The sequence below is a fragment of the Paracoccus sp. ME4 genome (assembly GCF_046736325.1).
Classification (GTDB): domain Bacteria; phylum Pseudomonadota; class Alphaproteobacteria; order Rhodobacterales; family Rhodobacteraceae; genus Paracoccus.
On sequence record NZ_CP151276.1, the window covers coordinates 2570335 to 2591945 of the forward strand.

At 66.4% G+C, this 21611-nt stretch carries 34 protein-coding genes; 1 reads left to right on the forward strand and 33 read right to left on the reverse strand.

All coding sequences use genetic code 11. The annotated features are described in order from the left end of the window. Positions 1 to 11: 11 nt before the first annotated feature. The 15 genes from AACG61_RS13030 to rplO form a co-directional block, all read right to left on the reverse strand. Positions 12 to 1037: an amino acid ABC transporter substrate-binding protein gene (locus tag AACG61_RS13030; protein ID WP_411837540.1), complete on the reverse strand. Its 1026-nt coding sequence runs from the start codon at positions 1035 to 1037 to the stop codon at positions 12 to 14. A 170-nt stretch (positions 1038 to 1207) separates the two neighbouring features. Continuing rightward, positions 1208 to 1921, reverse strand: coding sequence for an ATP12 family chaperone protein (locus AACG61_RS13035; protein ID WP_411837541.1), 714 nt, complete (start codon positions 1919 to 1921; stop codon positions 1208 to 1210). Further along, positions 1918 to 2574 carry an HAD-IA family hydrolase gene (locus AACG61_RS13040; RefSeq protein ID WP_411837542.1) on the reverse strand — a complete coding sequence of 219 codons (657 nt, stop codon included), beginning with the start codon at positions 2572 to 2574 and terminating at the stop codon, positions 1918 to 1920. Before AACG61_RS13040 ends, AACG61_RS13035 begins: the two co-directional genes overlap by 4 nt. Then, complete coding sequence (locus AACG61_RS13045; protein ID WP_411837544.1) at positions 2571 to 3623, reverse strand: RluA family pseudouridine synthase; 1053 nt, start codon at positions 3621 to 3623, stop codon at positions 2571 to 2573. The genes AACG61_RS13040 and AACG61_RS13045 overlap by 4 nt, the downstream gene beginning before the upstream one ends. Next, positions 3620 to 3979, reverse strand: a complete 360-nt coding sequence (gene crcB, locus AACG61_RS13050) for a fluoride efflux transporter CrcB (RefSeq protein WP_411837545.1) — start codon at positions 3977 to 3979, stop codon at positions 3620 to 3622. The genes AACG61_RS13045 and crcB overlap by 4 nt, the downstream gene beginning before the upstream one ends. A gap of 32 nt (positions 3980 to 4011) precedes the next feature. Next, the gene (locus tag AACG61_RS13055) at positions 4012 to 5343 is read right to left on the reverse strand and encodes a replication-associated recombination protein A (protein WP_411837546.1); all 1332 of its coding nucleotides are present in this window, start codon (positions 5341 to 5343) and stop codon (positions 4012 to 4014) included. 63 nt (positions 5344 to 5406) lie between these two features. Continuing rightward, on the reverse strand, positions 5407 to 5997 hold the full coding sequence (locus AACG61_RS13060) for an acyl-homoserine-lactone synthase (protein ID WP_411837547.1): 591 nt from the start codon (positions 5995 to 5997) through the stop codon (positions 5407 to 5409). Between the two features lie 59 nt (positions 5998 to 6056). Continuing rightward, positions 6057 to 6668 (reverse strand): autoinducer binding domain-containing protein, encoded by a 612-nt coding sequence (locus tag AACG61_RS13065; protein ID WP_411837548.1) that lies wholly within the window; start codon positions 6666 to 6668, stop codon positions 6057 to 6059. Positions 6669 to 6958: 290 nt separating this feature from the next. Next, the gene (gene rplQ / locus AACG61_RS13070) at positions 6959 to 7378 is read right to left on the reverse strand and encodes a 50S ribosomal protein L17 (RefSeq protein WP_411837549.1); all 420 of its coding nucleotides are present in this window, start codon (positions 7376 to 7378) and stop codon (positions 6959 to 6961) included. Between the two features lie 109 nt (positions 7379 to 7487). Further along, positions 7488 to 8504 (reverse strand): DNA-directed RNA polymerase subunit alpha, encoded by a 1017-nt coding sequence (locus tag AACG61_RS13075; protein ID WP_119885000.1) that lies wholly within the window; start codon positions 8502 to 8504, stop codon positions 7488 to 7490. Positions 8505 to 8618: 114 nt separating this feature from the next. Further along, on the reverse strand, positions 8619 to 9008 hold the full coding sequence (rpsK, locus tag AACG61_RS13080; RefSeq protein ID WP_042247912.1) for a 30S ribosomal protein S11: 390 nt from the start codon (positions 9006 to 9008) through the stop codon (positions 8619 to 8621). A 12-nt stretch (positions 9009 to 9020) separates the two neighbouring features. After that, positions 9021 to 9389, reverse strand: a complete 369-nt coding sequence (gene rpsM / locus AACG61_RS13085) for a 30S ribosomal protein S13 (protein ID WP_411837550.1) — start codon at positions 9387 to 9389, stop codon at positions 9021 to 9023. Between the two features lie 155 nt (positions 9390 to 9544). Further along, positions 9545 to 10126, reverse strand: coding sequence for an adenylate kinase (locus tag AACG61_RS13090; protein ID WP_411837551.1), 582 nt, complete (start codon positions 10124 to 10126; stop codon positions 9545 to 9547). A gap of 65 nt (positions 10127 to 10191) precedes the next feature. Next, positions 10192 to 11562 (reverse strand): preprotein translocase subunit SecY, encoded by a 1371-nt coding sequence (secY, locus tag AACG61_RS13095; protein WP_411837552.1) that lies wholly within the window; start codon positions 11560 to 11562, stop codon positions 10192 to 10194. Between the two features lie 109 nt (positions 11563 to 11671). Further along, the gene (rplO, locus tag AACG61_RS13100) at positions 11672 to 12151 is read right to left on the reverse strand and encodes a 50S ribosomal protein L15 (RefSeq protein WP_411837553.1); all 480 of its coding nucleotides are present in this window, start codon (positions 12149 to 12151) and stop codon (positions 11672 to 11674) included. A gap of 235 nt (positions 12152 to 12386) precedes the next feature. Here rplO and AACG61_RS13105 point away from each other — a divergent pair, with 235 nt between their 5' ends. After that, the gene (locus AACG61_RS13105; protein ID WP_411837554.1) at positions 12387 to 13025 is read left to right on the forward strand and encodes a hypothetical protein; all 639 of its coding nucleotides are present in this window, start codon (positions 12387 to 12389) and stop codon (positions 13023 to 13025) included. On the opposite strand, the gene AACG61_RS13110 is transcribed toward AACG61_RS13105, so the two are convergent. From AACG61_RS13110 to rplB, 18 genes are all read right to left on the reverse strand, one after another. Further along, entirely contained in the window at positions 13022 to 13720 is a 699-nt protein-coding gene (locus AACG61_RS13110; RefSeq protein WP_411837555.1) for a hypothetical protein, read from the reverse strand. The two genes, AACG61_RS13105 and AACG61_RS13110, sit on opposite strands and share 4 nt — an antisense overlap. Before the next feature lie 140 nt (positions 13721 to 13860). After that, positions 13861 to 14049, reverse strand: coding sequence for a 50S ribosomal protein L30 (rpmD, locus tag AACG61_RS13115; RefSeq protein ID WP_411839521.1), 189 nt, complete (start codon positions 14047 to 14049; stop codon positions 13861 to 13863). A gap of 6 nt (positions 14050 to 14055) precedes the next feature. After that, positions 14056 to 14622 carry a 30S ribosomal protein S5 gene (gene rpsE, locus AACG61_RS13120; RefSeq protein WP_411837556.1) on the reverse strand — a complete coding sequence of 189 codons (567 nt, stop codon included), beginning with the start codon at positions 14620 to 14622 and terminating at the stop codon, positions 14056 to 14058. A 114-nt stretch (positions 14623 to 14736) separates the two neighbouring features. Next, positions 14737 to 15096 (reverse strand): 50S ribosomal protein L18, encoded by a 360-nt coding sequence (gene rplR / locus AACG61_RS13125; protein WP_411837557.1) that lies wholly within the window; start codon positions 15094 to 15096, stop codon positions 14737 to 14739. A gap of 12 nt (positions 15097 to 15108) precedes the next feature. Next, on the reverse strand, positions 15109 to 15642 hold the full coding sequence (gene rplF, locus AACG61_RS13130) for a 50S ribosomal protein L6 (protein ID WP_411837558.1): 534 nt from the start codon (positions 15640 to 15642) through the stop codon (positions 15109 to 15111). A gap of 10 nt (positions 15643 to 15652) precedes the next feature. Beyond that, positions 15653 to 16045: a 30S ribosomal protein S8 gene (gene rpsH / locus AACG61_RS13135; RefSeq protein ID WP_411839522.1), complete on the reverse strand. Its 393-nt coding sequence runs from the start codon at positions 16043 to 16045 to the stop codon at positions 15653 to 15655. 16 nt (positions 16046 to 16061) lie between these two features. Next, entirely contained in the window at positions 16062 to 16367 is a 306-nt protein-coding gene (gene rpsN / locus AACG61_RS13140) for a 30S ribosomal protein S14 (RefSeq protein ID WP_411837559.1), read from the reverse strand. Positions 16368 to 16386: 19 nt separating this feature from the next. Then, complete coding sequence (gene rplE / locus AACG61_RS13145) at positions 16387 to 16947, reverse strand: 50S ribosomal protein L5 (RefSeq protein WP_411837560.1); 561 nt, start codon at positions 16945 to 16947, stop codon at positions 16387 to 16389. Next, on the reverse strand, positions 16947 to 17252 hold the full coding sequence (rplX, locus tag AACG61_RS13150) for a 50S ribosomal protein L24 (RefSeq protein WP_411837561.1): 306 nt from the start codon (positions 17250 to 17252) through the stop codon (positions 16947 to 16949). Before rplX ends, rplE begins: the two co-directional genes overlap by 1 nt. Then, complete coding sequence (gene rplN / locus AACG61_RS13155; protein WP_022708219.1) at positions 17252 to 17620, reverse strand: 50S ribosomal protein L14; 369 nt, start codon at positions 17618 to 17620, stop codon at positions 17252 to 17254. Before rplN ends, rplX begins: the two co-directional genes overlap by 1 nt. A gap of 77 nt (positions 17621 to 17697) precedes the next feature. Then, entirely contained in the window at positions 17698 to 17943 is a 246-nt protein-coding gene (rpsQ, locus tag AACG61_RS13160; protein ID WP_411837562.1) for a 30S ribosomal protein S17, read from the reverse strand. A gap of 12 nt (positions 17944 to 17955) precedes the next feature. Beyond that, positions 17956 to 18162: a 50S ribosomal protein L29 gene (gene rpmC / locus AACG61_RS13165; RefSeq protein ID WP_411837563.1), complete on the reverse strand. Its 207-nt coding sequence runs from the start codon at positions 18160 to 18162 to the stop codon at positions 17956 to 17958. A 162-nt stretch (positions 18163 to 18324) separates the two neighbouring features. Beyond that, positions 18325 to 18777 carry a hypothetical protein gene (locus tag AACG61_RS13170; protein ID WP_411837564.1) on the reverse strand — a complete coding sequence of 151 codons (453 nt, stop codon included), beginning with the start codon at positions 18775 to 18777 and terminating at the stop codon, positions 18325 to 18327. 139 nt (positions 18778 to 18916) lie between these two features. Continuing rightward, positions 18917 to 19330, reverse strand: coding sequence for a 50S ribosomal protein L16 (gene rplP, locus AACG61_RS13175; RefSeq protein ID WP_045982159.1), 414 nt, complete (start codon positions 19328 to 19330; stop codon positions 18917 to 18919). A 13-nt stretch (positions 19331 to 19343) separates the two neighbouring features. Next, complete coding sequence (gene rpsC / locus AACG61_RS13180) at positions 19344 to 20054, reverse strand: 30S ribosomal protein S3 (RefSeq protein ID WP_136857773.1); 711 nt, start codon at positions 20052 to 20054, stop codon at positions 19344 to 19346. Continuing rightward, the gene (rplV, locus tag AACG61_RS13185) at positions 20054 to 20434 is read right to left on the reverse strand and encodes a 50S ribosomal protein L22 (protein WP_042247864.1); all 381 of its coding nucleotides are present in this window, start codon (positions 20432 to 20434) and stop codon (positions 20054 to 20056) included. Before rplV ends, rpsC begins: the two co-directional genes overlap by 1 nt. Positions 20435 to 20439: 5 nt before the next feature. Then, the gene (gene rpsS, locus AACG61_RS13190; protein WP_045982161.1) at positions 20440 to 20718 is read right to left on the reverse strand and encodes a 30S ribosomal protein S19; all 279 of its coding nucleotides are present in this window, start codon (positions 20716 to 20718) and stop codon (positions 20440 to 20442) included. Between the two features lie 3 nt (positions 20719 to 20721). Then, the gene (gene rplB, locus AACG61_RS13195; RefSeq protein ID WP_411837565.1) at positions 20722 to 21561 is read right to left on the reverse strand and encodes a 50S ribosomal protein L2; all 840 of its coding nucleotides are present in this window, start codon (positions 21559 to 21561) and stop codon (positions 20722 to 20724) included. Positions 21562 to 21611: the final 50 nt, after the last annotated feature.

Below are 21611 nucleotides of genomic sequence, written 5' to 3' on the forward strand. Positions count from 1 at the left end.
TCATCGGTCGATCAGCGGAACGGCTGCGCGTAGAGCAGGCCGCCCTGGGTCCACTGCGCGTTCAGGCCGCGCGCGAGACCGATCGGGGTCTGCTCGCCGATGTTGGCGGCGAAGATCTCGCCGTAGTTGCCGCCGGCCAGGATCGCGCGGCGCGCCCATTCGGCGTCCAGGCCCATCATCGCGCCCAGCTCATCGGTGGTGCCCAGAAGACGCTGGACCTCGGGGTTCTCGGAGGAGCGGACCAGCTCCTCGATGTTGCGCGAGGTCACGCCGTATTCCTCGGCCGCGATCAGCGCGTTCAGGGTCCAGCGCGCGATGTCGCCCCAGTTGTTGTCGCCGTGGCGCACGGCCGGCCCGAGCGGTTCCTTGGAGATGATCTCGGGCAGGATGATGTGGTTTTCCGGGTCCGCGAAGGCCGCGCGGGTCGCGGCCAGGCCCGAGGCGTCGGTCGTGTAGGCGTCGCAGGCGCCGGCCATGTACTGCTGCTCGCCCTCGGCATTGCTGTCGATGTTGACGGGCGTGTAGGTCAGGTTGTTGGCGCGGAAGTAGTCGGCCAGGTTCAGCTCGGTCGTGGTGCCGGTCTGGATGCAGACGGTCGCGCCGTCCAGCTCCTTGGCCGAGGTCACGCCCAGGTCCTTGCGGACCATGAAGCCCTGACCGTCGTAGTAGTTGACGCCCACGAAATCCAGCGCCAGGTCGGTGTCGCGCGAATAGGTCCAGGTCGAGTTCCGGGCCAGCACGTCGACCTCGCCCGAGGACAGCGCGGTGAAGCGCGTCTGGCCGGTCGTCGGCACGAAGCGCACCTTGTTCGGATCGCCCAGGACGGCGGCCGCCAGCGCGCGGCAGTAGGCCACGTCGAAGCCGGTCCAGTTGCCGCTGGCATCGGGTGCCGCAAAGCCGACCAGGCCGGTGTTGACGCCGCAGTTCAGCTCGCCGCGTTCCTTGACCTGGGCCAGGGTCGTGCCCTCCTGCGCCATGCCGGCGCCGGCCAGCAGGGTTGCCGCAGCCACCGTCCCCAGGAATACCGATTTTTTCATTGCTACCTCTGTGTTGGAGCGCGCAGCCGGGACCGGAATCCCGGCCGACGCGTTGCGGACCCTTCTCGGGGTCCTTGTCGGCATAGCACGGCCAGATGCCGTCCTATTAGGCGGTATTGTGCCGATACAAGTTTCCGCGTCAAGAACCTGGCGCGCCGCGCCAAGCGCTTTCAACCCCGGCGGGACAGCAGCCAGAGGCGCTCTGCCTGTTCCATCGCCAGCAGACGGGCGGCGGCGGCCTCCTGCGCCTCCTCGTCCGATCCCCATTGCTCGGCCTGGAAATCCTCGTCGATGCGCGACAGGGCATGGGCCTCGGCGGCGGCCAGACGGCCCTGGGTGACCGCGAGGCCGATCACCAGAGAGCCGGGAATCGTCACCAGATCATGCAGCGCGGTCAGCCCCCACGGGTCAAGCGCCGCGATGCGGTCGTGCAGCCGGCGCTGCGACTGCGCCTCCTGCGGGACGGGAATCACGCCCTGCGTGACCCGCAGCGGCGCGCCCAGGACCTGCGCCGACCAGTCGATCAGCGGGTCCCAGGCCTCGGCCTGACGGCGAATCAGCGCCTCCGGTTCGGTTGCCCGATAGGACAGCAGATCGGTGCCGCCATATTCGGCAAGCATCGCCGCAACCGCTTCGAACTGCGGAACGACCTTCTCGACCGTCGAATTGACCGCGCGGGTCAGCGGCATGGTCAGCGGCTGGATCAGCTCGCCCTGCGCACGCCACTCCTCGGCCACGGCCTCGGCCAAGGGCTGCGTCGGCAGTGTCAGCGCCTTCTTGCCCGGCGTGCGCAGCACCCGGTCGTCCAGCGTGATCTCGACCCCGCCCTCCGCGGGACGGGTCGCGACGGTGGTCCAGAACCGGCGTGCCTTCCATTCGCTCATGCGGCCCACTCCTCGATGGCTGACGTCAATGCGGAAAAATCGTCCAGGATGCGCGCCGCGCCCGCCTCCGCCAGCGCGGCGGCGGGGTGATAGCCCCAGCTGACGCCGAAACCGGGCAGCCCCGCCGCCCGGGCCATCAGCATGTCAAAGCTTGTGTCGCCGACCATCACCGCGCGCGCGGCCGGCACGCCCGTCTCGGCCAGAGCGGCGTGGATCATCGCGGGATGCGGCTTGGAGGGATGCCCGTCCGCGGTCTGCAGGCTCAGGAACCGTCCCCGCAGGCCATGCGCCTCGATCATCGCGTCGAGGCCCCGCCTGGACTTGCCCGTGGCGATGGCCAGGATCACGTCGTCCCGCCCTGCCAGCCGGTCCAGGCAGTCCATCGCCCCGTCATAGAGCGGCGCATGCCCGTCCAGCCGCGCGCGCATGAAGCTGTCCTTGTAGGCCGCGACGACGCGCGCCTGCGTCGCCGCATCGGCCTCCGGCGCCAGTTCGGCCACCGCGACCGGCAGCGACAGGCCCACGATGGACAGCACCCGCGCCCGCGGCAGGGGCGCCAGCCCCGCGGCCCGGAAGGCCTGCCCCATGGCGTGGGTGATGTGGTCCTGGCTGTCGATCAGCGTGCCGTCGACATCGAAGACGACCAGCCTCATGCGTCATCCGCGAAGGGATCGTCGGGCACGTCGTTCTCGTGCCAGCCGACCGATTTCCAGGTGCGGGCCATGTGTTCGGGCAGCGGCGCGGTGACGGTCATGCGCTTCTTGGTGATCGGATGGTCGAAGCTGATGGACCGCGCGTGCAGGTGCAGCTTCTTGCTGATCTCCCCGCCCAGCTGCGCGCCCCAGCCATCGCCCAGATTCTCCTGCCCCGAACCGCCATACTTGCCGTCGCCCACGATCGGATGGCCCAGTTCGGCCATATGGGCGCGCAGCTGATGGGTGCGGCCCGTGATGGGCACCAGCGCGCACCAGCTGGCCCGCGTGGCCAGCGCGTCCAGCACGGCGTAGTCGGTCGTGGCGCGCTTGGCACCCTCGGTCTTGTCGATGTCGCGGGGATGGACGGCGATCATCTTCTCGTTGTCGCCGCGACCGCCGCCGCCCTTGACCAAGCCATAGCGGATCGTGCCCATGCGCGGATGCGGCACGCCCGCCACCGCCGCCCAGTAGATCTTGCGCGTCGTCTTGTCGCGGAAGGCCTCGGACAGCGCCCGCGCGACGCGGTCGGTCCGCGCCAGCAGCAGGACGCCCGACGTGTCCTTGTCCAGCCGGTGCACCAGCTTGGGCCGCTCCTTGTAGCCGAACAGCAGCGCCGTGGTCAGCCCGTCCACATGGCGACCGCCCAGCCCGCTGCCACCCTGGCTGGGCAGGCCCGGCGGCTTGTTCAGCGCGATGATGTGCTCGTCCTTCCACAGGACGGCCGCCTGGATCATCTGCTCGTCGCTGTCACTGACCCGCGGCCCCAGGGGGCGCTCGGGGCGGGCCGGCGCGTCACCCGGTTCGGGCAGCGGCGGCACGCGGACCTGCTGGCCCGGCGCGATCCGGGTGGCGGCCTTGACGCGGCCGCCGTCGACCCGCAGCTCTCCCTTGCGGCACATCTTCTCGATGGCGATCTGCGACAGATGCGGAAAGCGTTTCTTCAGCCAGCGGTCCAGACGCATCTCCGCGTCGTCGTCGCCGACCATGATCGTCTGTACGGCACTCATGCCCAAATCCCTCGTCCCAAGGCCAGCCCGGCCATCACGGCCGCCAGCGACAGCAGGACCGACAGTCCCACATAGATCAGCGCCATGACGCCCTGACCCCGTTCCCACAACGTCAGCACATCCAGCGAGAAGGCCGAGAACGTCGTGAATCCCCCCAGCACGCCGGTCAGCAGGAACGGCGCCCAGGCATTGCCCAGCCTGTGCGCCAGCAGCGCGGCCAGCAGGCCCATCGCGAAGCTGCCCACCACGTTGACCAGCAGCGTCGCCGACCATGCCAGCGGCATGACCCGATAGATGGCATAGCGGCAGGTCGCCCCGAGGGCTCCGCCGATGGCGACTTGCAGAAAGGGGTTCATGCGCGCGTCTGTGTGGCCCCGCGCGCGCAAAGTCAACCGCCGCGCTTCAGGCGCTGACTGACGAACCAGTCCAGGCGCCGCTTCAGTTCGCGTTCGAAGCCGCGTTCGACGGGCGTGTAGAGGACCGGGCGCTTCAGCCCGTCGGGGAAATGGTTCTGACCGCTGAACCCGTCCTCGGCGTCGTGGTCATAGGCATAGCCCGCGCCGTATCCCTGCTCCTTCATCATCTTGGTGGGCGCGTTCAGGATATGGGCGGGGGGCATCAGGCTGCCTGTGCGCCGCGCCTCGGCCCGCGCGCCCTTGTAGGCGACATAGCCCGCGTTCGATTTCGGCGCGAGCGCGAGATAGATCACCGCCTGCCCCAGGGCCAGCTCCCCCTCCGGGCTGCCAAGCCGCTCGTAGAGCGCCCAGGCATCCAAGCAGTGCCGCGCGGCCGCGGGATCGGCCAGGCCGATATCCTCGATCGCCATGCGGGTGATGCGGCGCGCCAGATAGCGCGGGTCCTCGCCCCCCTCCAGCATGCGCGCGAACCAGTAGAGGGCCGCATCCGGGTCGCTGCCCCGCACCGACTTGTGCAGGGCGGAGATCAGGTTGAAATGCTCCTCACCGGACTTGTCGTATTTCGGGGCCCGCTTGTTCAGGCGTTTCGCCAGGGCGTCGGGATCGACCTTGCCCTCGACCTTCCAGGCGGCGACCTGCTCGATCAGGTTCAAGGCCGCGCGTCCGTCGCCATCGGCCATCTCCAGCAGCACGTCGCGGGCCTGGGCGGTCAGCGGCAGCTTGCGGCCCAGCTCCCGCTCCGCCCGCTGCGCCAGCAGCTCCAGATCCGCGAGGCTCAGCCGCTCCAGCACGACGACCTGGGCGCGCGACATCACGGCGGCATTCAGTTCGAAGGACGGGTTCTCGGTGGTGGCCCCCACCAGCAGGATCGTGCCGTCCTCCATATGCGGCAGGAAGCTGTCCTGCTGCGCCTTGTTGAAGCGGTGGATCTCGTCCACGAACAGCAGCGTGCCGCGCCCCTGGCTCCGGCGCAGGCGTGCGGCCTCGAACACCTTGCGCAGGTCCGGGACCCCGGTGAAGATCGCGCTGATCTGGACGAAGGCCAGGTCGGTCTCATGGGCCAGCAGGCGCGCGATGGTGGTCTTGCCCACGCCGGGCGGTCCCCAGAGGATCAGCGAGGACAGGCTGCCCGCGGCCAGCATGCTACCGAGCGGCCCGTCGGGGCCGAGGACCCCGGCCTGCCCGATGACCTCGGACAGGCGCGCAGGCCGGATGCGGTCGGCCAGCGGGCGCTGACCGCCGGTTCCCTGTGCGGGACCGGGTGCAGGATCGTCACGCGATGCGTCGTCGAACAGGTCAGCCATGGTCCGGCCACTCTAGGCCGCGACCGAGTGCGAATACAGCCCCGTTCTGGGGCTGTCGCGCGATCAGTGCATCTTGGCGGTCAGGTCGATCGCCACGCATTGGAAATGCCCGTCGTCGATGAACATCTCCCGACCCATGGCCGCGGCGCTGAGGCCGCAGCGCCCGTACCAGCGCGGCCAGTTCGCCCCGGTCAGCGCGATCAGCCTGGTCGCGCCCATGTCGCGGGCCGAGCCGGTCATGGCCTCGACCATCTTGAAGTGGACCTTGCGGCGGTACATCTGCGGGATCGAATGGCTGACGAAGACCCGCGAGCATTCCCAGACATGCGGGTCGATCGGCGCGGGTTCGTAAAGCAGGTCCTGGGGGATGCTGCCGCCCAGGATGCCCTCCTGCGCGTCGCGGATCATGTAGGAATAGATGCCGCAGCGCGCCGTGGTCGGCGTCAGGCGGATGCCCGCCAGGACCTCGGTCCGGTCATGGATGGCGATCCAGCGGCTCTGGGGGGTGTCGTACTGGTCGAACTCCATGTCTTCGGACTCGGGCAGGTCCCAGTTCTTCTGGATGATGAAGCTCTGCTTGCGGGCGCGGAAAAGGTTGGCGAACAATTCACCGTGGTTATGAAGATTCGAAAAGGAGAGGGTGGTCGTCTGCATCTGAAAACTCCTGGGGTGTGAGGGCACCCTTCTCCGCCTCGCGGACCCCTGGGCGACATCTACAGCAAACGGTATTCCTTGGCCCTCTGCAGCGCCTCGGCGGTCGTCCGCGCCTTCAGGCGTTCCCGGACAGAGATCAACCTTGCCTTGAACGCGCTTTCGGTGATGCCAAGCTTGGCAGCCGCTGCTGCATGACGATCGCCCTCCGCAATGCAACGAAGGGCTTCTTTCTGGGCCTTTGTGAGGCTTGCCGGCGGTTCGGTCATGTCATGAAGCCGGCGCACGGTCGACGAGATCTCCTCGATCTCGACCTCCGTGAACTCGCGGTCAGCGCGCGCGAAGGACGCGATGGTGCGCGAGGCGATCGGACCGTGCGAGACGGTCAGACCGAAGATCAGCCCGTGATCCGCGGCATCCTTGAGGATGTTGAACGGATCGGGAATGGGCAGTGCCGACCAGCGGCAGGCCCCGGTCGTCGAGAAGCCCCATGCGATCGTGGGATCGCGCAGCGCATAGCCGTTCTGGGAGTAGAATTCCGACCATTCCTCCGCATAGGTCTGGAACTGCATCAGCGGTGCAGCAAATCGGATATGCAGGCCGACGAAATAGCCGGACAGGGCTATCTTGCCCAGCTTTCGAAGCCCCGCATTTATGTCTGCACGAGATGACATGGCTTTTTGAACAGGTTGAATGGTTTCAGGTCAACGATGATCCAAGCATTGACCCCACAAAGTTTCGATTTGGTTAACGCGACCAAATCCCGGCTGAAATACATTGCCCTCTCCCTGAGCCCGCCGAAAATCCGACACAGCCTGCACGGAGGATACAGCCTGCGGAACTCTCGCGGAAGACGAAGAATGACGGCTTCCCCTACGTCAGCCCCGCAGGGTGCGGCCAGCAAAAAGCCCCGCCGCGATGAACGCGACGGGGCTTCTGCGGCCTTGCGACCGATGCGCGGGGATCACTCCTCGGCGGCGAACTCGGCTTCCAGGCGTGCGCGGTCGGCGGCACCCTTGGCGCTGGTGTCGCGGTCGACCAGCTCGATGATCGCCATCGGCGCCATGTCGCCATAGCGGAAGCCGGCCTTCATGATGCGGACATAGCCGCCCTGACGGTCCTTGTAGCGCTCACCCAGCACGTCGAACAGCTTGGCGACATGCATGTCCTGCTTCAGCGCGGCGGCGGCCTGACGGCGGGCGTGCAGATCGCCGCGCTTGGCCAGCGTGATCAGCTTCTCGACGATCGGACGCAGTTCCTTGGCTTTCGGCAAGGTGGTCTTGATCTGCTCGTGCTCGATCAGCGAGCCGGACATGTTGGCGAACAGCGCCTTGCGGTGTTCGTGGGTGCGGTTGAGGCGGCGATAGCCACGGGCGTGACGCATGATGATCTCCTATGACGTCTTTTGCTTTGTCCGGCGGCCCATGCGTGCGGGCCGCTCTCCTTGGGGCGGGTTGCCCGGGTGGCGGGGGCATGCCGCCCCCGCCGATCTCTCAGAACTGGTCGTCGAAACGCTTGGCCAGGTCCTCGATGTTCTCCGGCGGCCAGTCGACCACGTCCATGCCCAGATGCAGGCCCATGCCCGACAGCACTTCCTTGATCTCGTTCAAGGACTTGCGGCCGAAGTTCGGGGTCCGCAGCATTTCCGCTTCGGTCTTCTGGATCAGATCGCCGATATAGACGATGTTGTCGTTCTTCAGGCAGTTCGCCGAACGGACCGACAGTTCCAGCTCGTCGACCTTCTTCAGCAGGCGCGGGTCGAATTCCAGCCCGTCGTCGCTGTCCTGGCGGGTCGCCGATTCGGGCTCGTCGAAGTTCACGAAGACCGACAGCTGGTCCTGGACGATGCGCGCGGCATAGGCCACGGCGTCCTCGGGGGTCAGCGATCCGTCCGTCTCGATCTTCATCGTCAGCTTGTCATAATCCAGCACCTGGCCCTCGCGGGTCGGCTGGACCTCGTAGCTGACGCGCTTGACCGGCGAGAAGATCGCGTCGATCGGGATCAGGCCGATGGGCGCATCCTCGGGGCGGTTCTTGTCGGCGGCGACATAGCCCTTGCCCGTCTGCACGGTCAGTTCCATGTTCAGCTCGGCGCCGTCGTCCAGGTGGCAGATGACGTGGTCGCGGTTCAGAACCGTGATGCCGGCCGTCTCCTGGATGTCGCTGGCCTTGACCTCGCCCGGACCCTTGGCGGACAGCGTCAGGCGCTTGGGGCCCTCGACGTCCATCTTCAGGGTGACGCCCTTGAGGTTCAGCACGATGTCGGTCACGTCCTCGCGGACGCCGGCGACGCTGCTGAACTCGTGCAGGACGTTGTCGATCTGCACGGCCGTGATGGCACCGCCCTGCAGCGACGACATCAGCACGCGGCGCAGCGCGTTGCCAAGCGTCAGGCCGAAGCCCCGCTCCAGCGGCTCCGCGACCAGGGTCGCGGTGCGGGTCGCGTCGGCGCCCGGCTTGACGACCAGCTGGGTCGGCTTGATCAGTTCGGCCCAATTCTTGTGGATCATGGATTTTCCTCCATACCTGTCCCCGACCCATGTCCAAGGCCGGAAACGCCCGAGGTGAAATGCGAAAGTCCGGCCCATGCGCGGACGCACGGGCCGGTCAATGATGATCCAGGATCAGACGCGACGGCGCTTGGGCGGGCGGCAGCCGTTATGCGCGATCGGCGTCACGTCACGGATGGCCGTGATGTTGAAGCCGGCGGCGGCCAGCGCGCGCAGCGCCGATTCGCGGCCCGAACCGGGGCCCTGGACTTCGACGTCCAGCGTGCGGACGCCGTGTTCCTGCGCCTTGCGGCCGGCATCTTCGGCGGCCATCTGGGCGGCGTAGGGGGTCGATTTGCGCGAACCCTTGAAGCCCATCGTGCCGGCCGAGGACCAGGCGATGGCGTTGCCCTGGACGTCCGAGATCAGGATCTTGGTGTTGTTGAAGCTGGAGTTCACATGCGCAACGCCGGTGGCGATGTTCTTGCGTTCCTTGCGCTTCATGCGGGTCTTGTCACGTGCCATGTCGCTTGCCCCTTATTTCTTCTTGCCGGCGATCGGCTTGGCCGGGCCCTTGCGGGTGCGCGCATTGGTATGCGTACGCTGACCGCGGACCGGGAGGCCGCGACGGTGACGAAGACCACGGTACGAGCCCAGGTCCATCATGCGCTTGATGTTCATCTGGACTTCGCGGCGCAGGTCGCCCTCGACGGTCAGGTTGGCATCGATGTATTCGCGGATGGCCAGGACTTCGGCGTCCGACAGGTCATTGATGCGACGGGTGCGGTCGATGCCGACGGCTTCGCAGATCTGTTCGGCATAGAGGTCGCCGATGCCATGGATGTAGGTCAGAGCGATGGGGACGCGTTTCCCCGTCGGAATGTTGACGCCAGCAATACGAGCCACGCGTTTTCCTTTTCAGTTGCGGTTCCGTAACGCCGGAACCTTTTTTCACAACGCAAGGCCCGAAAGCCATGCCTTCGGGCCAAATCGATGGTCCACCCGCGAGCCGGGTGATTCTCTTGCGAGATGACGTGCATTAGCGGCAGAGCGCCGCGTCGTCAAGCCGGCAGGGCCGCGGCGATCTGGGCCGCCACCTGATCCATGGGCGCCATGCCGTCGACGCTCTGCAGCTCGCCCCTGGCGTAGTAGTAGCCCAGCAGCGGCGCCGTCTTCTTGTAGTATTCGCGCAGCCGGTCGGCAAAGACCTCGGGCGTGTCGTCGCGGCGCACCGGCTGACCGGCGGCGGCGCTTTCCTCGGCGCGCTTGACGATGCGGCCGACCAGGGCCTCGTCATCGACGCGCAGCTCGATCACCGCGTCCAGGCGGGTGCCCATCTCGGACAGCAGCCGGCCCAGGGCATCGGCCTGCGCCAGCGTGCGGGGGAAGCCGTCGAAGATGAAGCCCTTGCCGCCCTTGTCCAGCTGCTCGCGGATCAGGCCGATGACGATCTCGTCGGTGACCAGCTCTCCGCGATCCATGACCTCGGCGACGCGCCGCCCCATCTCGGTCCCCGACGACCGCGCCGCGCGCAGCATGTCGCCGGTGGAAAGCTGCACCAGACCCCGCTCGTCCACCAGGCGCTTGGCCTGGGTCCCCTTGCCCGCACCCGGCGGCCCCAGCAGGATGATGTTGATGGTCATGGCGTCTGTCCCCCTCAGCTTGGCCTTGTGCCGGCCTTGTCGTGTCGTCGGTTGGTCGCGCCGCCTCAGCGGCGCGACGGCAGGCGGCGCGGCTTGGCCGTGCCCGGCTTGCGCTTGCCGCGCAGCTGGGACTTCTCGATCAGGCCTTCGTACTGGTGGGCCAGCAGATGGCTCTGGACCTGGTTGATCGTGTCCATGGTGACCGAGACCACGATCAGGACCGAAGTGCCGCCCAGATAGACCGGGATCGAGAACTGGTCGCGCAGGATCTCGGGCATCAGGCAGACGAGGGCCAGGTAGGCCGAACCGATGACCAGCAGGCGGTTCACGACATAGTCGAGATAGTCCTGCGTCCGCTTGCCCGGACGGATGCCCGGAATGAAGCCGCCCTGGTTCTTTAGGTTCTCGGCCACGTCATCGGTCTTGAACGACACGTTCTGCGTGTAGAAATAGGTGAAGAACACGATCATCGCCGCGAAGAACAGCAGATAGAGCGGCTGTCCGGGGCCGAAATAGGCCAGGATCACCGACATGATCGGGCCGGTCTCGTTGCCCGAGAAGGTCGAGATCGTGACCGGCAGCAGCAGGAGCGAGCTGGCGAAGATCGCCGGGATCACGCCGGCCGGGTTGACCTTCACCGGCAGGTGGCTGGTCTGGCCGTCATAGACCTTCATGCCGACCTGGCGCCGGGGATACTGGATGCGGATCTTGCGCAGCGCGCGCTCCATGAACACCACGAAGGCGATGATCGCCACCAGCATCACGATCACGAACAGGATCACCGGGGTCGAGATGGCGCCCGTGCGGCCCTGCTGGAAGAAGTTGGCCAGCGCGGCCGGGATTTCCGCCAGGATGCCCACGAAGATGATCAGGCTGATGCCGTTGCCGATGCCGCGCGCGGTGATCTGCTCGCCCAGCCACATCAGGAACATGGTGCCGCCGACCAGGGTGATGACCACCGAGGCCTGGAAGAACAGGCCGGGATCATGCGCCAGGCCGCCCGCCTCCAGGCTGCGCGCCAGGCCGTAGGCCTGAAACAGCGCCAGCGCGACGGTGCCGTAGCGGGTGTACTGGTTGATCTTCTTGCGCCCGCTCTCGCCTTCCTTCTTCAGCTGTTCCAGCGAGGGGACCATGGAGGTCAGCAGCTGCACGATGATCGAGGCCGAGATGTAGGGCATGATGCCCAGGGCGAAGACGCCCATCCGGCCAAGCGCGCCGCCGGTGAACATCGACAGCATGCCGCCGATGCCGCTGGACGCCTGGTCCATGAAGTTGCGCAGCGCCGCGCCGTCGATGCCGGGGACGGGGATGTAGGTGCCGATGCGGTACATGATCAGCACGCCGATCGTGAACCAGATCCGCTGGCGAAGTTCCGTGGCCTTGCCGAGCTGCCCCCAGGAGAGGTTCGCGGCCATCTGTTCTGCGGCTGACGCCATGTGAGTCCGTCCCGTGTCATGACAGCGCCGCCGACCCGTTTTCGCGGGGACCGGCGGCGCCTGAAAACCTAGATGCTATCTATGGGGCGCGAAAGCCCCCATCAACAGCTTATTCGGCCGCCGCGTCGCGGGCTGCCGGCAGGTTGACCTTGCCGCCGGCCTTCTCGACCGCCTCGACCGCGGCCTTCGACGCGCCGGTGACGGTGATGGTCAGGCCGCCCTTCAGCTCGCCCTTCGCCAGCAGGCGGATGCCGTCCAGCTTGCGGCGGACCAGACCGCTGGCGACCAGCGCGTCCTCGGTCAGCTCGGCCTTGCCGTCGATCTTGCCCGCGTCGATGAAGCCCTGGATCTGGCCCAGGTTCACGACCGCGAAGCTCTTGGCGTTCGGCGCGGTGAAGCCGCGCTTGGGCAGGCGGCGGTACAGCGGCATCTGGCCGCCCTCGTATCCGCCCAGAGCCACGCCCGAGCGCGACTTCTGACCCTTGATGCCGCGGCCGGCGGTCTTGCCCTTGCCCGAACCGGGGCCGCGCGCGACGCGCTTCTTGGTGCGGTTGGCGCCGTCGTTGTCGCGGATTTCATGCAGTTTCATGTCGCTTCTCCTTGCCGGACGCACCCTCGAAGCGAAACAGGGGGCCACGGCTTTTCTTGCTTGCTGAATCACTGTGCCCATCGGCACCGGGGCGTCATACGCGCATCGCCCGCGTCTTTCAAGCGATCCGGCCACAGCGATGCGCGCAATCGCCGATCACACCGTCTTGTGTCTTGAAGGCCGCGCCGCCGTGGCTCAGGCACGGGAGGATCCCGCGACCTCGATCGGAGCGACCATGCCCCGCCCTGCCCTGCTGGCCCTTGCACTTGCCCTCATGACGACCCTTCCGGCCCTGCCCGCCCCCGTCGCGGCGCAGGAGGCCGAGCCGACCTTCTGCACCGCGCGCATCAACGGGCGCGACGTGGTGATGGGCTATGACAAGGCCGAGGCGCGGCTGTCGGACACCTATTCGCGGCGCGAGCAGCTGGCCACGCGCATCGGGCGGCACGACTGCCCCAGCTATGTCGTCCTGCGCAGCCTGACGCCCGAACTGACCGACGAGGAGCGCCTGCCCTTCTGCCTGCGCTTCGACAAGGCCAGCGAATCGGTTCTGGGCTATGACCTGGGGCCGCGCGATGCCTGGGGGCAGTGCCGCCGCCAGACCAACGCCGTCTGCCAGCGCGTGAACCAGACCACGGCCGCCGCCCGCGCCATCACCGGCGCCGCCGCGCGCCGGTCGGTGCAGGGCATGCAGGCGCTGCCCGACGGATCGGGCGCGGTCATCATCAGCGGCACGGGCAGCGCGATCTCGGGCGCCCTGGCCTCGCTGGGCGGGGCGGCGGCGGCGGTGGCGGCCTCGCCGGTGCTGCTGACCGGGGCGGCCGTGTCGGTCGTGGCGGTGGGCGGCACGGTCTATGCCTGCAGCGGCGACTAGAACTCGATCCAGCTGCCCAGCCTGATCGCGGCCTCGCCGGGTCCGGTCAGCGGCTGCACCACGCCCAGCTGCAGGCGCAGCGGTCCCGGCACATCCGCGACCAGCGACGGTGCATACTTCGCCGAGAAGTCCAGATCCGGCCGGTCCTCCAGGCGCAGGTCCTGCACCAGCGTCAGCCCCCAGGGCAGGCCCAGGCCCAGGGTCGCGTCGGTCTTCCAGACGAAGTCCGGCGTCAGCAGCGCCGCCTGCGCCTCGCTGGCGGGCAGCGCGGGATCGACCGGTTTGCCCGCGACGCGCAGCTGCGCCTGCACCGTGACCCAGCCTCCGTTCGGACGGTCGAGGCCACGCCCCCAGGAGAGGGCCACCTGCGCCAGCGGCAGCCACTGACCGTCGCGCCGGATGGCCCCGGCGCCGCTGGCCAGGCTCAGCCGGTGAACCCCCTGCCCGTCGTCCAGGCTGCGCTGCATCCAGACCAGCGCGCTGGTCTGCACGCCGTCGCTGTGCCCGATCTCGGCCCCGAGCGTCAGGCGCTCCCGCAGGCCGTACTCGGCATAGAGACCGTCATAGCGGTTGCCGTCCCCGTCCCGCTCGGTCGAGAGCGCGATGAACGTTCCGCCGGGATCGCGCGCCCATGCGCCGGCCTCCGCCGCGGCGGGCAGCAGGGCGATCAGCAGGGCCAGTCTGGAGAGGGTCATGGCAGGGTCCTTCGGCTGCGGGTCAGCCTAGGACGGGCGCGGCGCACAACCCAGAGGGGTGCCGCGCAATTCGCGCGCGCCGTGCCGGTGGCGCAACAGGGCGCCGGACAGCGAAAGGGGCGCCGAAGCGCCCCGTTTCCTCAGTTCTTCTCTTCGATGATGGTCACAAGATGCGGGATCTTGTTGACCATGCCGCGCACGGAGGGGGTGTCCTCCAGCTCGCGCGTGCGGTTCATCTTGTTCAGGCCCAGGCCCTTCAGCGTGGCCAGCTGGTCCTTGGGGCGGCGGATCGGGCTGCCGATCTGCTTGACGACGATGGTTCCCATGATGGCTCCTTACGCTTCGACGGCGGCTTCAGCCGGCTTGTTGTCCTGCGGCAGGATGTCGGCCACCTTCTTGCCGCGACGGGTCGCGACCGAGCGGGGGCTCGACTCTTTCTTCAGGCCGTCCAGGGTGGCGCGGATCATGTTGTAGGGGTTCTGCGACCCCTGCGACTTGGCCACGACGTCCTGCACGCCCAGCATCTCGAACACGGCGCGCATCGGGCCGCCCGCGATGATGCCGGTACCCGGAACGGCGGTGCGCATAATGACCTTGCCGGCACCGTGACGACCTTCGATGTCGTGGTGCAGGGTGCGGCCGTCACGCAGCGGCACGCGGATCAGGCTGCGCTTGGCCTGCTCGGTGGCCTTGCGGATGGCCTCGGGGACCTCCTTGGCCTTGCCCTTGCCGAAGCCGACGCGGCCGCGCTGGTCGCCCACGATGACCAGCGCCGCGAAGCCGAAGCGCTTGCCGCCCTTGACGGTCTTCGAGACGCGGTTGATCGCGACCAGACGATCCTGGAATTCCGGGTTCTCTTCGCGGTCCTGGCGACCGCCCCGACGATTGTCACGTTCTGCCATGAGGCATTCCTTGCATATCTGGCGCGCGTCGCGCCGTTGTCACGATCCTGGTGGGCCGCCCAGAGGACGGCCCCCGGATCATCGGGGCGGCACCCGGAGGCGCCGCCCGCATCATCAGAACTTCAGGCCACCTTCACGGGCGGCGTCGGCCAGAGCCTTCACCTTGCCGTGGAAGATGAAGCCGCCGCGGTCGAAGACCACTTCCTCGATGCCGGCGGCCTTGGCGCGCTCGGCGATCGCGGCGCCGATCTTGGCGGCGGCCTCGACATTGTTCTTGCCGACCAGACCGAAGTCCTTCTCCAGCGTGCTGGCCGAGGCCAGGGTCACGCCCTTCAGGTCGTCGATGACCTGAACGAAGATGTTCTTCGACGACCGGTGGATCGACATGCGGGGACGTCCGTTCGACATCGCCCGCAGCTTGTTCCGCACGCGCAGGCGGCGCTTCTGGAACAGCTCTTGCTTTTTCAGTGCCATTTCATGCGCCCCTTACTTCTTCTTGCCTTCCTTGCGGAAGACGAACTCGCCCTTGTAGCGGATGCCCTTGCCCTTGTAGGGCTCGGGCTTGCGCCACTCGCGGATGTTCGCGGCAACCTGACCAACCAGCTGCTGGTCGATGCCCTCCACAACGATTTCGGTCTGCTTCGGCGCGGTGATCGTGACGCCCTGCGGCACCTCGAAGTTCACGTCGTGCGAATAGCCCAGAGCCAGCTTCAGGACGTTGCCCTGCATGGTGGCGCGGTAACCCACGCCCTGGATCTCCAGCTCCTTTTTGAAGCCCGTCGACACGCCGGTCGCCAGGTTCTCGACCATGGAGCGGGTCATGCCCCACTGCTGGCGGGCGCGCTTGGAGGTTCCGCGCGGCTTGACCGCGACGGAGCCCTCTTCCAGCACCAGATCCACGTCGTCGGTGGCCGTGAAGCTGCGGGTGCCCTTCGGCCCCTTCACCTCGATGGTCTGGCCCTTGATCTCGGCCGTCACGCCCTTGGGCAGTTCGACCGGCTTCTTACCAATACGAGACATTCTGCCCTCCTTAGAACACGGTGCAGAGGACTTCGCCGCCGACATTGGCAGTGCGAGCCGCTGCATCCGTCATGACGCCCTTGGGAGTCGAGACGATGGAGACGCCCAGGCCCTGACGGACCTGCGGGATTTCCTTGGACCCGGCATAGACGCGGCGACCCGGCTTGGAGACGCGCGACAGCTCGCGGATGACCGGCGAACCATCGTGGTACTTCAGCCCGATTTCCAGCTCCTTGTGGCCGGCCTCGGTGGTCACTTCCTCGTAGCCGCGGATGTAACCTTCGTTCTTCAGCACGTCCAGAACCCAGGCACGCAGCTTGGAGGCGGGGGTGCGGACGGTCGATTTGCCGCGCATCTGCGCATTGCGGATGCGGGTCAGCATATCGCCGAGAGGATCGTTCATCATTCTGTGTGCCCCCTTACCAGCTGGACTTGACCAGGCCGGGGATCTGACCTTGCGAGCCCAGCTCGCGCAGCATGATCCGCGACAGTTTCAGTTTGCGGTAATACGCATGCGGACGACCGGTCAGTTGGCACCGGTTGTGCAGACGCGTCGCCGACGAGTTGCGCGGCAGTTCGGCCAGCTTCAGGCTTGCCTTGAACCGCTCCTCCATCGGACGGGACTGATCGTTGATGATCTCTTTCAGGTCGGCGCGCTTGGCGGCGAACTGCTTGACCAGACGCTCGCGCTTCTTCTCGCGCTCGATCATGGATTTCTTTGCCATATCTTCTTTCCCTCCGCGATCAGCTGGTGAACGGCATGTTGAAATGCTTCAACAGCGACTTCGCTTCCGCGTCGGTCTTCGCGTTGGTGCAGATGATGATGTCCATCCCCAGAACTTCGTCGACCTTGTCGAAGTTGATTTCCGGGAACACGATGTGCTCCTTCAGGCCCATCGCATAGTTGCCGCGGCCGTCGAACGAGGTCGGCTTCACGCCGCGGAAGTCGCGGACGCGGGGCATGGCGATGTTGATCAGGCGGTCCAGGAATTCGTACATCCGGTCGCCGCGCAGGGTCACCTTGCAACCGAGCGGCATCTCCTCGCGCACGCGGAAGCCGGCGATCGACTTCTTGGCGTAGGTGATGACGGCCTTCTGACCGGCGATCAGCGACAGCTCGTCGGCGGCCTGCTTGACCTTCTTGGTGTCCTTGACGGCTTCGCCGACACCCATGTTCAGGACGATCTTGTCCAGACGCGGGATCTGCATGTCGTTCTTGTAGCCGAACTCTTCCTTGAGCGCGGCACGGACCTTCTCGCGGTATTCGCCGCGCAGGCGGGGCGTGTATTTCGCAGAGTCCAGCATCAGATCACGTCTCCCGTGGTCTTGGCGAAACGGACCTTCGCGCCGTCTTCCATGCGGAAGCCCACGCGGGTCGCCTTGCCGTTCTTGTCCATCAGCGCCAGGTTCGACAGGTCGATCGGCATGGCCTTGGCCACGCGTCCGCCCTGGCTGGTCTGGGACTGCTTGGTGTGGCGGATGGCGACGTTCACGCCGTCGACAACGGCCTTGTTGTCCTTGGGCATGACGGCGGTGATCTCACCCTGCTTGCCCTTGTCCTTGCCGGCCAGCACGACGACCTTGTCGCCCTTCTTCAGCTTGGCAGCCATTACAGCACCTCCGGCGCAAGCGAGATGATCTTCATGAAGTTCTTCGCGCGCAGCTCGCGCACGACCGGCCCGAAGATGCGGGTGCCGACCGGCTCGCCCTGGTTGTTCAGGATGACGGCGGCGTTGCGGTCGAAGCGGATCGAGGTTCCGTCTTCGCGATTCACTTCCTTGGCGGTGCGAACGACGACGGCCTTGCGGACGTCACCCTTCTTCACCCGGCCCCGAGGGATGGCTTCCTTGACGGACACGACAATGATGTCGCCCACCGACGCATAGCGACGGTGCGAACCACCCAGGACCTTGATGCACTGAACCCGGCGAGCGCCAGAGTTGTCAGCGACATCCAGATTGGTCTGCATCTGGATCATTTGGTTTCTCCCGACCTTTGGGGACCGCCAGATGCGGCCCCAGGGTTTCGATCATTTCTGATCTGTGATGATGGACTTCAGGCCGAAGCGGTTTCGTCCGTCAGGACAGTCCAGCGTTTCGTCTTCGAGATCGGGGCGCATTCGACGATGCGAACGGTGTCCCCGATCTTGAACTGGTTCTGCGCGTCATGCGCGCGGTATTTCTTCGACGAGCGCACGATCTTGTGCAGCACGGGATGCTTGAAGCGGCGCTCGACCAGGACGGTGATCGTCTGTTCATTCTTGTCGCTGGTGACGCGGCCTTGCAGGATACGTTTGGGCATGGGCCGGACTCCTTAGTTCGAGGCCGCGGCTTCGGCCGCTTTCTGGTTCAGAATGGTCTTCACGCGCGCCACGTCGCGGCGCACGGCGCGCATGCGCGCGGTGCTCTCCAGCTGGCCGGTGGCCTGCTGGAAGCGCAGGTTGAAGGCCTCTTTCTTGAGGGCGACCAGCTGGTCCTTCAGCTGGTCCGGCGTCTTCGCCGTCAGTTCCTTGGCGTCCATGACGCATCTTCCTTTCAACATCACCGGAGAGCCCCTGGTGCCCAGGGCCACCCTGATTCCGGTGGAGTTTCGTGATGAAGGCCTGCCCATACAGGCTGCGCGGGCTTTTGGCAACCCTTGCGTGGCGGAAAAGCCGGGCGGCCCGACGATCGGCCGCCGCCGCTACGCGACAGCGAGAACGAAGATGGCACTCAGGAGGTGCACGTTGCTGGACAGGGGTCCCCGTCGCGTGCGCCCGAATGTGCTGAACATCAGATAGAGCACCGCATGAGCGAAAAGCCAGAAGCAGAGGAACGCGGGCAGCACCTCCAGAAAGGCCTGCCGATAGACCTCCGGACCACCGGCATAACGGTCCGCGGCCCGGTGCGCCTGGACCATAACCGAGGCGAGACCCGCGCCCGGCATGATGATGCGGCGCCGGCCTTCGTCCGCGACGGTGGCGCCCCCTGCCCTGCCCCTGGCGGCCATGACGGCATAGGGGCCGACCAGGGGGCTCATCAGTGCCAGCAGGAACAGGGCCAGCCTGGCCACCGGTGCGATGGGTCGACGCCGCAACTGCGCGACGACCTGCCTCAGCCAGACGACATGCGTGACGACCAAGGCGAGGGCCAGCACCAAAAAGATTAGGACAGCGTCGAAGAGCCCATTCAACGAAGGAGTCATCCTGTCAGCCCTCCCTGCTGCACATGGAAAAAGGCCCCGCCGATCGCTCGGCGGGGCCCCGGTGTCATGCGCGCCCCGAAGGGCGGAGGACTTACCAGTCCTCGCGGGCGACGATGCGGGTCAGGACCGGCAGCTTCATCGCGCCGAGGCGCAGGGCCTCGCGGGCGATGGTGTCGTTGACGCCGTCGATCTCGAACATGATCCGGCCCGGGTGGACGCGGGCGGCCCAGAAGTCGACCGAGCCCTTGCCCTTACCCATCCGGACTTCGGTGGGCTTCGACGAGACGGGGACGTCCGGGAAGATCCGGATCCAGACCCGGCCCTGACGCTTCATGTGACGCGTGATCGCGCGGCGGGCCGCCTCGATCTGGCGTGCCGTGACGCGCTCGGGTTCGGTCGCCTTCAGGGCGAACGAGCCGAAGTTCAGGTCGAAACCGCCCTTCGCCTCGCCGTGGATGCGGCCCTTGTGCTGTTTGCGGAACTTGGTCCGTTTCGGTTGCAGCATTGTCTTCTACTCCTTACCGGGCGTCGCGGCGCGGGCCGCGGGGGGCCGGGCCCTCCTGGGCTTCGGCGGCGCGGCGGTCATGGGCCTGGGGATCATGTTCCATGATCTCGCCCTTGAAGATCCACACCTTGACGCCGATGATCCCGTAGGGGGTCGTCGCCTCGGACAGCGCATAGTCGATGTCGGCCCGCAGGGTGTGCAGGGGCACGCGGCCCTCGCGATACCACTCGGTCCGCGCGATCTCGGCACCGCCGAGGCGGCCCGCGACGTTCACGCGGATGCCCAGGGCACCCATGCGCATGGCGTTCTGGACCGAACGCTTCATGGCGCGGCGGAACGACACGCGACGCTCCAGCTGCTGGGCGATCGACTCGGCGACCAGCTGCGCATCGACGTCGGGCTTGCGCACTTCGACGATGTTCAGGTGCAGCTCGCTGTCGGTGAAGTTCGCCAGCTTCTTGCGCAGGGTCTCGATGTCCGCACCCTTCTTGCCGATGATGACACCGGGGCGTGCTGCGTGAATGGTCACGCGGCACTTCTTGTGGGGACGCTCGATGATGACGCGGCTGATGCCGGCCTGCTTGGCTTCCGTGTGGATGAAGTCCCGGATCTTCAGGTCTTCAAGCAGCAGATTGCCATAGTCCTTGTCGTCGGCATACCAGCGGCTGTCCCAGGTGCGGTTGACCTGCAGGCGCATGCCGATCGGATTGACCTTCTGACCCATTACGCTTGCTCCTCGACTTGGCGCACCTTGATGGTGATTTCCGAAAACGGCTTCATGATCTTGCCGAAGCGGCCACGTGCCCGCGGACGGCCACGCTTCATCACCAGGTTCTTGCCGACCCAGGCCTCGGCGACGACCAGGTTGTCGACGTCCAGACCGTGGTTGTTCTCGGCGTTCGCGATGGCGGACTGAAGGCACTTCTTCACGTCGCCGGCGATGCGCTTGTGCGAGAAGGTCAGGTCGGCCAGAGCCTTGTCGACCTTCTTGCCGCGGATCAGCTGAGCCACCAGGTTCAGTTTCTGCGGCGAGGTGCGAAGCATCTTCGTCTTGGCGAAGGCCTCGTTCTCCGCCACGCGGCGCGGATTGTTTTCCTTACCCATGACGATTACTTCCTCTTGGCTTTCTTGTCCGCGGCGTGACCGTAATAGGTGCGCGTGGGCGAATATTCACCGAATTTCTGACCGATCATCTCTTCGCTGACGTTCACGGGGATGTGCTTGTGCCCGTTGTAGACGGCAAAGGTCAGGCCGACGAATTGCGGCAGGATGGTCGAACGACGCGACCAGATCTTGATGACGTCGGATTTCCCCGACTCACGGGCCTTCTCGGCTTTCTTGAGCACATAGGCGTCAACAAAGGGGCCTTTCCAAACAGAACGTGCCATAGGTCAGCGCCCCTTCTTCTTCGCGTGACGCGAACGCAAGATGTACTTGTCGGTCGCCTTGTTGCTGCGGGTCTTCTTGCCCTTGGTGTCCTTGCCCCAGGGCGTGACCGGCGTGCGGCCACCCGAGGTGCGGCCCTCACCACCACCATGCGGGTGGTCGATCGGGTTCATGGCGACACCGCGGACGCTCGGGCGGATGCCCTTGTGGCGGTTGCGGCCGGCCTTGCCGAGGTTCTGGTTCGAATGGTCGGCATTCGACACGGCACCGATGGTGGCCATGCATTCCTGACGGACCAGACGCAGCTCGCCCGAGGACAGGCGGATCTGGGCATAGCCGCCGTCGCGACCGACGAACTGGGCATAGGTGCCCGCCGAACGGGCGATCTGGCCGCCCTTGCCGGGCTTCAGCTCGACGTTGTGGACGATCGTGCCGATCGGCATGCCGCTGAAGGGCATGGCGTTGCCGGGCTTAACGTCGACCTTGGAACCGGCGACGACCTTGTCACCGATGGCCAGACGCTGCGGCGCCAGAATGTAGGCCTGCTCGCCGTCCTCGTACTTCACCAGCGCGATGAAGGCGGTGCGGTTGGGATCGTACTCGATCCGCTCGACCACGGCCGCCATGTCGAACTTGGTGCGCTTGAAATCGACGATGCGATACAGGCGTTTCGCGCCGCCGCCTTGGCGACGCATGGTGATCCGTCCGGTGTTGTTCCGGCCGCCTTTCTTGGTCAGACCCTCGGTGAGGCTCTTGACCGGGCGACCTTTCCAAAGCTCCGAACGGTCGATCAGAACCAGCCCGCGCTGGCCAGGCGTCGTCGGTTTGTACGACTTCAATGCCATCTTTCTGTCTTCCGTTGCTTTGGACCAGGGTGGTCCGTTTCAGTCAAATG

Bases quoted from the DNA above. Each gene is read 5' to 3' on its own strand.
- AACG61_RS13030 (WP_411837540.1), bottom strand. From the start codon at position 1,037: ATGAAAAAATCGGTATTCCTGGGGACGGTGGCTGCGGCAACCCTGCTG.
- AACG61_RS13035 (WP_411837541.1), bottom strand. From the start codon at position 1,921: ATGAGCGAATGGAAGGCACGCCGGTTCTGGACCACCGTCGCGACCCGT.
- AACG61_RS13040 (WP_411837542.1), bottom strand. From the start codon at position 2,574: ATGAGGCTGGTCGTCTTCGATGTCGACGGCACGCTGATCGACAGCCAG.
- AACG61_RS13045 (WP_411837544.1), bottom strand. From the start codon at position 3,623: ATGAGTGCCGTACAGACGATCATGGTCGGCGACGACGACGCGGAGATG.
- crcB (WP_411837545.1), bottom strand. From the start codon at position 3,979: ATGAACCCCTTTCTGCAAGTCGCCATCGGCGGAGCCCTCGGGGCGACC.
- AACG61_RS13055 (WP_411837546.1), bottom strand. From the start codon at position 5,343: ATGGCTGACCTGTTCGACGACGCATCGCGTGACGATCCTGCACCCGGT.
- AACG61_RS13060 (WP_411837547.1), bottom strand. From the start codon at position 5,997: ATGCAGACGACCACCCTCTCCTTTTCGAATCTTCATAACCACGGTGAA.
- AACG61_RS13065 (WP_411837548.1), bottom strand. From the start codon at position 6,668: ATGTCATCTCGTGCAGACATAAATGCGGGGCTTCGAAAGCTGGGCAAG.
- rplQ (WP_411837549.1), bottom strand. From the start codon at position 7,378: ATGCGTCACGCCCGTGGCTATCGCCGCCTCAACCGCACCCACGAACAC.
- AACG61_RS13075 (WP_119885000.1), bottom strand. From the start codon at position 8,504: ATGATCCACAAGAATTGGGCCGAACTGATCAAGCCGACCCAGCTGGTC.
- rpsK (WP_042247912.1), bottom strand. From the start codon at position 9,008: ATGGCACGTGACAAGACCCGCATGAAGCGCAAGGAACGCAAGAACATC.
- AACG61_RS13090 (WP_411837551.1), bottom strand. From the start codon at position 10,126: ATGACCATCAACATCATCCTGCTGGGGCCGCCGGGTGCGGGCAAGGGG.
- secY (WP_411837552.1), bottom strand. From the start codon at position 11,562: ATGGCGTCAGCCGCAGAACAGATGGCCGCGAACCTCTCCTGGGGGCAG.
- rplO (WP_411837553.1), bottom strand. From the start codon at position 12,151: ATGAAACTGCATGAAATCCGCGACAACGACGGCGCCAACCGCACCAAG.
- AACG61_RS13105 (WP_411837554.1), top strand. From the start codon at position 12,387: ATGCCCCGCCCTGCCCTGCTGGCCCTTGCACTTGCCCTCATGACGACC.
- AACG61_RS13110 (WP_411837555.1), bottom strand. From the start codon at position 13,720: ATGACCCTCTCCAGACTGGCCCTGCTGATCGCCCTGCTGCCCGCCGCG.
- rpsE (WP_411837556.1), bottom strand. From the start codon at position 14,622: ATGGCAGAACGTGACAATCGTCGGGGCGGTCGCCAGGACCGCGAAGAG.
- rplR (WP_411837557.1), bottom strand. From the start codon at position 15,096: ATGGCACTGAAAAAGCAAGAGCTGTTCCAGAAGCGCCGCCTGCGCGTG.
- rplF (WP_411837558.1), bottom strand. From the start codon at position 15,642: ATGTCTCGTATTGGTAAGAAGCCGGTCGAACTGCCCAAGGGCGTGACG.
- rpsH (WP_411839522.1), bottom strand. From the start codon at position 16,045: ATGAACGATCCTCTCGGCGATATGCTGACCCGCATCCGCAATGCGCAG.
- rpsN (WP_411837559.1), bottom strand. From the start codon at position 16,367: ATGGCAAAGAAATCCATGATCGAGCGCGAGAAGAAGCGCGAGCGTCTG.
- rplE (WP_411837560.1), bottom strand. From the start codon at position 16,947: ATGCTGGACTCTGCGAAATACACGCCCCGCCTGCGCGGCGAATACCGC.
- rplX (WP_411837561.1), bottom strand. From the start codon at position 17,252: ATGGCTGCCAAGCTGAAGAAGGGCGACAAGGTCGTCGTGCTGGCCGGC.
- rplN (WP_022708219.1), bottom strand. From the start codon at position 17,620: ATGATCCAGATGCAGACCAATCTGGATGTCGCTGACAACTCTGGCGCT.
- rpsQ (WP_411837562.1), bottom strand. From the start codon at position 17,943: ATGCCCAAACGTATCCTGCAAGGCCGCGTCACCAGCGACAAGAATGAA.
- rpmC (WP_411837563.1), bottom strand. From the start codon at position 18,162: ATGGACGCCAAGGAACTGACGGCGAAGACGCCGGACCAGCTGAAGGAC.
- rplP (WP_045982159.1), bottom strand. From the start codon at position 19,330: ATGCTGCAACCGAAACGGACCAAGTTCCGCAAACAGCACAAGGGCCGC.
- rpsC (WP_136857773.1), bottom strand. From the start codon at position 20,054: ATGGGTCAGAAGGTCAATCCGATCGGCATGCGCCTGCAGGTCAACCGC.
- rplV (WP_042247864.1), bottom strand. From the start codon at position 20,434: ATGGGTAAGGAAAACAATCCGCGCCGCGTGGCGGAGAACGAGGCCTTC.
- rpsS (WP_045982161.1), bottom strand. From the start codon at position 20,718: ATGGCACGTTCTGTTTGGAAAGGCCCCTTTGTTGACGCCTATGTGCTC.
- rplB (WP_411837565.1), bottom strand. From the start codon at position 21,561: ATGGCATTGAAGTCGTACAAACCGACGACGCCTGGCCAGCGCGGGCTG.